Source organism: uncultured Fretibacterium sp. (assembly GCF_963544685.1).
Lineage (GTDB): Bacteria > Synergistota > Synergistia > Synergistales > Aminobacteriaceae > CAJPSE01.
On the sequence record NZ_CAUUGJ010000115.1, the window covers coordinates 1 to 7,379 of the forward strand.

6 protein-coding genes are annotated in these 7,379 nt (G+C 62.3%); all 6 read right to left on the reverse strand.

From position 1 onward, the window contains the following. Positions 1 to 424, reverse strand: a 424-nt coding sequence (locus ABLA28_RS09630) for an NAD-dependent epimerase/dehydratase family protein (protein ID WP_347713486.1), incomplete at its 3' end; no start/stop codon positions are given. 8 nt (positions 425 to 432) lie between these two features. Continuing rightward, the gene (gene gmd / locus ABLA28_RS09635) at positions 433 to 1,524 is read right to left on the reverse strand and encodes a GDP-mannose 4,6-dehydratase (protein ID WP_347713481.1); all 1,092 of its coding nucleotides are present in this window, start codon (positions 1,522 to 1,524) and stop codon (positions 433 to 435) included. Then, on the reverse strand, positions 1,525 to 2,556 hold the full coding sequence (locus ABLA28_RS09640; RefSeq protein ID WP_347713482.1) for a glycosyltransferase: 1,032 nt from the start codon (positions 2,554 to 2,556) through the stop codon (positions 1,525 to 1,527). Positions 2,557 to 2,867: 311 nt separating this feature from the next. Next, the gene (fusA, locus tag ABLA28_RS09645; RefSeq protein WP_347713483.1) at positions 2,868 to 4,955 is read right to left on the reverse strand and encodes an elongation factor G; all 2,088 of its coding nucleotides are present in this window, start codon (positions 4,953 to 4,955) and stop codon (positions 2,868 to 2,870) included. A gap of 168 nt (positions 4,956 to 5,123) precedes the next feature. After that, on the reverse strand, positions 5,124 to 6,599 hold the full coding sequence (gene gatB / locus ABLA28_RS09650; protein ID WP_347713484.1) for an Asp-tRNA(Asn)/Glu-tRNA(Gln) amidotransferase subunit GatB: 1,476 nt from the start codon (positions 6,597 to 6,599) through the stop codon (positions 5,124 to 5,126). Between the two features lie 26 nt (positions 6,600 to 6,625). After that, a partial coding sequence (locus ABLA28_RS09655; RefSeq protein WP_347713485.1) for an amidase family protein occupies positions 6,626 to 7,379 on the reverse strand: 754 nt, incomplete at its 5' end.

The following is a 7,379-nucleotide window of genomic DNA, read 5'->3' on the forward strand; positions in this document are numbered from 1 at the left end:
TCTTGGCGATGGCGTAGGGCTCGTTCGTCGGCTCGAGCGCGCTCGTCAGCAGGGCGTCCTCGCGCATCGGCTGGGGCGCAAGCTTAGGATAGATACAGGAGCTGCCCAGAAAAAGAAGTTTCTTGACCCCGTTTCTCCAGCTCTCGTGGATCACGTTGGCCTCGACGATCAGGTTCTCGTAGATGAAGTCCGCCGGAAACGCGCTGTTGGCATGGATGCCCCCGACCTTCGCCGCGGCCAGAAATACGAACTCCGGCCTCTCGGCCTCGAAAAAAGAACGCACCTCCGCCTGAGAGCACAGGTCCAGTTCGGAGCGCGTCCTGAGGATCAGGTCCTGGAAGCCGGCCCACTCCAAGCGGCGCACCAGGGCCGACCCCACCAGCCCCCGGTGGCCGGCGACATAGATTCTGGAGCCCGGCGTCATCCTCTGCATCACAATTCCTCCAGCGCGCTGCGGACCTCGTAGCCCGCGTCCTTCACCAGAATATCCTTACGGAAGAGTTCCATGTCGTAACGCACCATGCGGCGCACCAGGTCCTCGAACGATACCCGCCGCTTCCAGCCCAGCTCCCGTTCCGCCTTGGAGGGGTCGCCCAGCAGAAGCTCGACCTCCGTCGGGCGGAAATAACGAGGATCCACCTCCACCAGGACGCGCCCGGTCCCGACCTCCACCCCCTTCTCATCCAGGCCCTTCCCATGCCATTCCAGCTCCAGCCCCGCCTCCCTGAAGGCCAGCGAGGCGAACTCGCGCACCGAATGGGTCTCCCCCGTCGCGACGACGAAGTCGTCCGGCCTGTCGTGCTGGAGGATGCGCCACATGGCCTCGACATAGTCCTCGGCATGTCCCCAATCGCGCTTGGCGTCCAGGTTGCCCAGCCATGTCCTGTCCTGGAGCCCCAGCGCGATGCGGGCCGCCGCACGCGTGATCTTGCGCGTCACGAACGTCTCGCCGCGAAGCTCCGACTCGTGGTTGAACAGGATGCCGTTCGAGGCGAAGATGCCGTAGGCCTCCCGATAATTGACGGTGATCCAATAGGCATAGAGCTTGGCCGCGGCATAGGGACTGCGGGGATAGAACGGCGTCGTCTCGCTCTGAGGCGTCTCCCGGACCTTGCCGAAAAGCTCGCTGGTCGATGCCTGGTAGAAGCGCGTGTGGTCCTCCAGCCCCAGGATGCGTATGGCCTCCAAGAGGCGCAGGGTCCCCAGCGCGTCGGAGTTGGCCGTGTACTCCGGGGTCTCGAACGAGACCTTGACGTGGCTCTGCGCGGCGAGGTTGTAGATCTCGTCGGGCCTGACCTGCTGGATGATGCGGATCAGGTTGCTGGCATCCGTCAGATCTCCATAATGCAGGAAAAAGTGCGGGTCCTTCTCGTGCAGGTCCTCGTAGAGCCCATCGATACGGGCGGTGTTGAAGAGCGAGCTGCGCCGCTTGACGCCATGGACGGCGTACCCCTTCCTCAGCAGGAACGAGGCCAGATAGGCCCCGTCCTGGCCGGTGATGCCCGAGATCAGCGCTGTTTTCATCTACTTTTCCTCCGTACCGTCGATGCGGCGAATCAGGGTTTTGATGCTTCGTTTCGCGTGAAACTCGCGCAGCGCCGCACGGGCGGAGCCGATTCCGCGAAACAGAGAGAGCAGATCGAGGCTCCGCGCCCGGAACAGGAGCTTCAGGGCCGCCGCGAACATGAACAGCTTGAACTTGACCTTCAGCCACAGGAGTCTCGGGCCTCGTACGTCGTCGTAGAGACAATCGAACAGCAGATGAAAATTGTACCACTTGGAGGCCGCCATGTTGGCGACGTTCAAGCGGGCGCCGCCGGCCGGGTAATGGAAAAAATGTCCTCCTAAACTATTGACGATATGCATCCCCATTTTTTTATGCAGAAAAAAGGAAAAAGCAAAATCCTCACCCAGTGCATAGCCGCCAAAACGCTGGAAATCCTCGGGGAAAAAACATCCAAGGGCACGAAAAACATCGACGTCCAAAGCCATTCCTCCGCCGCTGGCCCAGTCCGCATCTCCTCCCGGTTTTTCCTCATCGGATCCATAGTTGTATAAAAATTCCGTAGCCCCGTGGCGCTTCCTCCCCCATCTCTTCTTTATCCGGGAGAGCAATCCGCAGGTCCTCTGCCCCGAGTGGGGAAGCATCGGCAGATTCACCACCGATGCTTCCGTTTTTTCAAACGTAATCAAGATCCCCCTCAAAGCGTCATGCGACAATTCGCAGTCGTCATCGATAAACAATACATAGCGAACGGAAGGGATATGCTCCAGGACATGGTCCACCGCATCGTTGCGCTGCGAGGTCAATCCGAGACGAGGCGCCTTGAAATACCGAATGGGAAAAGTCCAAGCGCCATCCTCCGCCGCCTTTCGGGTCCGATCGTCGTCGCTGGCGTCCCAGACCACGCAGACAAAATCCCGAAACTCCGAACGCTCCAGACTGGCGAGCGCATATCTCTCGATCGCTTCACTGCGGTTCTTCGTGGCGATGATCACAGCCAGGGGAACGGTCAGCATCTCTCTCCTCAATCCCATCCCATTCAATCCCACCATGAACTTCCCTGCTCGATGCTCGAAGAGAGACCTCACACAAGCAGGGGCGCTTTCACTGCAACGATGTCAGTATAGCATTACAGGAGGCACAGCCGGGACAATCTGTCGGGGGGAATAAAGACAGGCGGCATGGACGAGCCTGAAAAGCGAAAACGACCTTCTTCTCCAGTCCGCTCAATAACGGATGTGGGGCGATTCCGATTCTAAATCGTTAGTAGGCAAGGCGAGCAAAAACAACGCAGCATACGAATGACTTAGAACCGGAATAAGGGAGCATGGCCGTTCGGCCATGCTCCCGGTAAAAACGTGCTCTACTCCTCCTCTTCCTCCTCCTTGTGGGCCGCGATGACCTTCTTGGATATCTCGGCCGGGACCTCCTCGTAGTGGGAGTACTCCATGGAGAAGCTGCCCTGTCCCGAGGTCATGGAGCGCAGCACGATCGCGTACCGGAACATCTCCGCAAGGGGGGCCTGGGCCTTGACGAGCTGGAGCCGGCCGTGGGCCTCCATGCCCATGATGCGGCCGCGGCGGCTGTTGAAGTCCCCCATCACGTCGCCCATGTACTGATCCGGGACGGTGACCTCGACGTTCATGATAGGCTCCAGCAGCACGGGAGAGGCGTCCATGATGCCCTTTTTGAAGGAAAGGCGCGTCGCCAGCTTGAAGGACATCTCGGAGCTGTCGACGTCGTGGTACGAGCCAAAGTAGAGCTCCGCGCGGAAGTCGACCACCGGGAAGCCCGCCAGGGGACCCTTGACCATGTACTCGCGCAGCCCCTTCTCCACCGCGGGGATGAAGTTGCGCGGCACCGCGCCGCCCACGACGCTGTCCACGAACTCGAACCCGGCCCCCCGCTCGAGCGGGCTGTAGCGGATGTGGACGTCGCCGTACTGCCCGTGCCCTCCGCTCTGCTTCTTGTGCTTGCCCTGGGCCTCCGCGGTCTTTCGGATGGTCTCGCGGTAGGGAACCTGCGGCGTCCGCGTCTCCAGCTCGATTCCGTAACGCTCCTTCATGCGGGCCAGGACGATGTCGATGTGCAGGTCCCCCATCCCGGACAGCACGTTGTCGTGCGTCTCCGGGTTCTTCTCGAAGGTGAGTCCGCGGTCCTCGTCCAGGGTCTTGGATATGGCGTTGCCCAGCTTATCCTCGTCCGCACGGCTTTTGGCGATGACCGCCACGCTGTAGACGGGGCTGGGATACTCGATCTTCTCGAACTGACAGGAGGAACCGCCCTTGACGGCCAGGGTGTGCCCGACCTTCGTGCTCTGGAGCTTGGGGATCGCGACGATGTCGCCGGCGATGACCTCCTTGACGTCCTTTCCCTCCTTGCCGCACATCAGCTTGAAGGAGCTGATGCGTTCGTCCTCGCCCTTCTTGACGTTGAAGATGTTGTTCCCCTCCGAGGAGAGGGTCCCCGAATAGACGCGGATGAACGAGAGCTTGCCCACGTAGGGGTCGACCATCACCTTGAAGCAGAGGGCGGAGAACGGAGCGGCCGCATCCGGAGCGACCTCGACGGTCTTGTCCCCATCCAATGCTTTGGCCGCCCCGACGTCCATGGGGGAGGGGAAGTAATCCACGATGAAATCCAGAAGCTGATGAACGCCGATGTTCAGGGCTGCGGAACCCACCAGGACCGGCATGACGCGCCTGGCGACGATGGCCGCGCGGAGCGTCCGGGCAAGGTCGGCGTCGGAGACGGCTTCTCCCTCGAGATAACGCTCCATCAGGGCGTCGTCCATCTCGACCGCCGCTTCCACCAGGGCCTCCTTTGCGGATGCCGCCGCGTCCGCCATGTCGGCGGGGACGTCGCCCTCCGTGAATTTTCCGCTGCCGTCCGTGACGTAGGTATAGGACTTCCCTCTGAGGACATCTACGATTCCCTTGAAATGTTCCGCCGAGCCGATGGGCAGGAATACGGGAAGCGCGTTTTCCGAGAACTGTTCCCTTATATCCGCCAGCACTTTGTCGAAATCGGCGTTCTCGCGGTCCATCTTCGAGATGCAGAAGACGACGGGCTTATGGTTGTCCAGGGCGTACTCCCAGGCGCGGCCGGTCTGGACCTCCACCCCGCCCACGGCGCTGACCAGCAGCAGCGACGTGTCCGAGACGCGGATGGCGGCGCTCATCTCGCCCGCGAAGTCCGCAAAACCGGGAGCATCCAAGGCAAACAGGGTCTTTCCCCCCCGCTCCATCGTGAGGAGGGACGCGCCGATCGAGATCTGCCGTTTCTGCTCCTCGGTCTGAAAGTCGCTGACGGTGTTGCCCGCATCCGTCCTGCCCATGCGCCCGATCTGTCCATTGCAGAAAAGCATGGCCTCGGCCAGGGTCGTCTTTCCGGCCCCGCCGTGGGCGACAAGCGCAAAACTTCTCGTGTTCTCAGGTTGACGTGCTCCCATCCTCCAATACCCTCCTCTGAAAGATTGCCCGAAAAAACTGCCTACCGCAAACTCCCTGCAGCGTTTTTGCCGCCGTCATCGAATGCGGAGAAACGGAGTACGAAGACCTAAATATCGAAAACCCGCCCTGTTCCTCACGAACGATTCGGAGGAAAGGACGGGAAAACATCATTTCGGATCGCCCCGAAGGGCCGACTCGAGCGCCGCCGCCACCTCGGGCGGACGGGCCTGACCCTTCGTCTCCTTCATCACGAGTCCCTGCAGAAACTTTATCTTCTTGCCCTTGGGGTCCCCTCCGGACCGTATCTCCGCCACGACGTCGGCGTTGGCCTCCAGGACGCTTCGGATCGTCCCGGACAGGGCGTCCCCGACAACGCCGCCCTCCGTCACGCCGCAGGCCTTCACCGCCTCGTCCAGAGTCAGGCTCGACTCGACCATCTTGTCGAACACGGCCTTGGCCTGAGTGGTCGACAGGCGGCCGGCATCGACGCGTCCGACGAGCTCGGCGAGCGCCTCGGGACGAACGGTGAGCTCGCCGAGCGAAATCTGCCGGTCGTTGAGCACGCGCAGGACCTCCGTGCGGACCCAGTTCGCCGCTCGCTGAGGGGCCGCCCCGGCGGCAACACAGGCCTCGAAGTACTCGGCCATCTCGCGCGATTCGGTCAGGACCTGGGCGGCATCCTCAGAAAGCTTCATCTCCCGCACGTAGCGTTCGGCCTTCACGTCGGGCATCTCCGGCATCAGGGCGCGCACCCGTTCCTCCCATTCCCTCGAGACGTGCAGGGGCGGGAGGTCGGGATCGACGATGAACTTGCGGTAGAACTCCTTGAGCCTCGACCCCGTCGTCACGCCCTTGGCGTCGTTCCAGTGTCGGGTCTCGGGCAGCACCTCCCCGCCCTGCATCATGATCTTCTTCTGGCGTCGGATCTCGTACTCGATCGCGCGCTCCAGCGCCCGGAACGAGTTCATGTTCTTGACCTCGACCTTACGGCCCCACCGGCCGTCCGAGCACTTCATGGAGACGTTGGCGTCGAAACGCATCATTCCCTTTTCCAGGTCCACGTCGGAGGCCCCGGCGTAGCGCACGCGGCGCCTCAGCGTCGTCACGTACTCCACCGCCTCCCTGGCCGACGAGACGTCCGGCTCCGACACGATCTCCGCCAGGGGAAGCCCGGAGCGGTTGTAATCGACATAGGAGGTCTCCGCCCCCTCCAGCCGGCCGTCCGAGGCGCTGTGATGAAGCTTCCCGACGTCCTCCTCGAGGTGCAGGTGGTGGACCCGGATCCTCTTGAGCCTTCCCTCGTCGTCGTGAACCTCGATGTAGCCGCCCGCGACGATCGGGAGGTCGCACTGGCTGGTCTGGTACCCCTTCGGCAGGTCCGGATAGAAATAGGACTTGCGGAAGAACAGGGACGCCGGCTGCACGGAGCAGTTCAGGGCCATGCCCGCAAGCAGCCCCTGCTCGACGACCTTCTCGTTGAGGACGGGAAGCGCGCCGGGCAGCCCCATGCAGACGGGACAGATGTGCGTGTTCGGCTCTCCGCCCGTGTCCGTGGAGCAGCCGCAGAAAATCTTGGTGTCCGTCTTGAGCTGAATGTGAATCTCGATCCCGATGACGGGCGTGAAGGTCAGTTCCTTGTCCATTTTCTCCCTCTCCTCGGGCATGATAATCAAAGACCTCCCTTCGCGATCCGGGGCGAGCCCAGCAGGCCCTCCAGGGTCAGTCCCACGTTCAGAAGGCGTCCGTCGCTCCATCGGGGCCCGACGAGCTGCAGGCCCACAGGCAGCTCCGAGGGAGAATACCCCGTGAAGAAGGACAGCCCGGGCAGACCGGCCATGTTCACGGGCAGCGTGTAGAGGTCCGACTCGTATCCCTTCATCGCGTCCTTGTTCGCCTCTCCGACAGGGGCGGGCAGGGCGGGGGTGACGGGCTGGAGAATGAAATCGGCCGCGCCGAAAGCCCTGGCGAACTCCTGGGCAATAAGGGTCCGCACCTTCGTCGCCGCGACGTAGTACTCCTCGCTCCGGACCGGCTCGGTCAGGCAGGTGCCCGCGATGATGCGCGACTTGACCTCTATGCCGAACCCCCTGGAACGGACCCTCTCGAACATCTCCTTGATCCCCTCGGCGTCGTCCACGGTGCAGCCGTATCGCACGCCGTCGTACCGCTCGAGGTTGGTATGGGCCTCGGACATGGCGATGGCGTAGTAGCAGGACACCGCATAGCGCGCCACGATCGGGAGCTCGACCTCGACGATCTCCGCCCCGGCATCCTCGAGAAGCCCGCGGACGCGCGCCATGGCGTCGGCGATGGGGGCTTCCAGGGTAAAGCCCTGGAACTCCCTGACCAATCCGATACGCTTGCCCTTCAGGTCCTCCGGAATGGGGGAAAAGTCAAGACTCTTGTCCCGGACGCTGCTGGAG